Source organism: Pseudoroseomonas ludipueritiae, from assembly GCF_014490445.1.
Taxonomy (GTDB): domain Bacteria; phylum Pseudomonadota; class Alphaproteobacteria; order Acetobacterales; family Acetobacteraceae; genus Pseudoroseomonas; species Pseudoroseomonas ludipueritiae.
Window position 1 is genome coordinate 1 of the sequence record NZ_JACTUZ010000334.1, and the last position, 1364, is coordinate 1364.

The 1364-nt window shown below is 71.9% G+C and carries 2 protein-coding genes, 1 other RNA gene and 1 pseudogene; 1 reads left to right on the plus strand and 3 read right to left on the minus strand.

Annotated elements, in window-relative coordinates; translation table 11 throughout:
• Nucleotides 1-92 precede the first annotated feature (92 nt).
• The 3 genes from ssrS to IBL25_RS26145 all read right to left on the minus strand — a co-directional run bounded on the left by ssrS (nucleotide 93) and on the right by IBL25_RS26145 (nucleotide 894).
• Nucleotides 93-248: non-coding RNA, 6S RNA (gene ssrS / locus IBL25_RS26135), on the minus strand.
• Nucleotides 249-256: 8 nt separating this feature from the next.
• The gene (locus tag IBL25_RS26140) at nucleotides 257-583 is read right to left on the minus strand and encodes a cell division protein ZapA (RefSeq protein WP_187781347.1); all 327 of its coding nucleotides are present in this window, start codon (nucleotides 581-583) and stop codon (nucleotides 257-259) included.
• 2 nt (nucleotides 584-585) lie between these two features.
• Entirely contained in the window at nucleotides 586-894 is a 309-nt protein-coding gene (locus IBL25_RS26145) for a hypothetical protein (protein WP_194433834.1), read from the minus strand.
• Between the two features lie 159 nt (nucleotides 895-1053).
• Here IBL25_RS26145 and IBL25_RS26150 point away from each other — a divergent pair.
• Nucleotides 1054-1364: pseudogene (locus IBL25_RS26150) on the plus strand (hypothetical protein); the annotation flags it as partial.

Genomic DNA, 1364 nt, shown 5'->3' on the forward strand with positions numbered 1-1364 from the left:
CGGGCACGCGCAGCGCGGCGCGGGCGGCCAGCGCCGCCCGCCGCAACGCGGCCTTCTCGGCCGCCAGCGCGGGGGGATCGGATTGGAAAGCTTGTGGAGCCGCCATGGCCGTTGGCGTCTTTATCCTCCCGAGACCTGCGTAAACAGGTGGGCGCCAGGTAACCGGACCAAGATCCGGTCAGAGCCAGCTCCCGGAGGTTGCTTATTGGCCCCAGGGATAATGTACCTGACGCACCGGGCAGCTCCGGACCGGTATTTAGGAACCCTCGAGCCCGTCCGCAATGCCTTCGATCTTCTCAGCGATGCGCGCCAGCCTTTCGGCCAGCTTCGGGTCCATGGCTGCGCCGCCGGGCTGGCCGGCGCGGGCGTGGGAAAGTTCCACGCGCAGGTCATGCAGCTCATCCGCCAGCAGCAGTGCCGCCAGCAGCAGCAGCCGGCTTTCGCCGAACTGCCCGCCCATGGCGCGGATGGAACCGACGCGGCGGTCCACCTCCGCCGCCAGGGCGATCAGATGCCCCTCCTGCCCGTCCTCGCAGGAAACAGGATGCGTATAGCCGCCGATTCGAACCGTGACCTGACCCAAGCTCAGCGCTCCTCCTCAGGGTGGGCAGCAGGCGGCTGGGCACGGGACGGCAGGCCATCCTCCTCCACCGCCACTGGTTCCGCAGACAATTCCCCGGCTTCCGGCTGCGCGGCCTCCGCCTCGGGCGCGTCCAGCTCGGCCAGCACGCCGCGCAGCTTGGCCAGGCTGACATCCAGCCGCTGCGCCAGGGCCGCCACCTGCTCCAGCGGAACGCCGGCCGGCGCCGCCGGCTCGGCCGCCGGGCGGGGCCTCGCCACGACTTCCGCCAAGCGGCCGACAGCACGTTCCAGACGCGCCGCAGCCTCGCTCACCGCCTCGTTCATGCAGCCCTCGCTGAACACCAGACCGGCGCCACCCCGATGCGGCGCAGTCTTGCCATGCTATCCATCAGTGCATGGCTTTACCGGCGGCCCACGGGCAGGGTCAACGGCCAGGGAACCCATTGGCAGGGCACGAAAGGCGGATCGGCGATGGAATCAGCAGCCCCCCTCTCCCGCGCCGTGCTGGTGCATGACGCGGCGGGCATGACGATGGCCCTGGCGGCGGCCAGGGAGGCATTGCCGCCAGGGGTGGCGCTGCCGCTGCTCTCCGCCCCCGGGGCGGCCCATTGGCTTTCCCCGCGCCTCTTCCTGGCCATGGTGGCGCAGGCCCTCGGCACCGCACCGGCGCCCTGCCTGCCGGTGCTGGATTGCGGCATGGCGGCGGGGCATGCCCTGGCGGCGCTCCGGGCCGGCTGCCCGGCGCTGGTGCTCTCCGCCGCCTGCCCCGCCTTCCCCAGCCT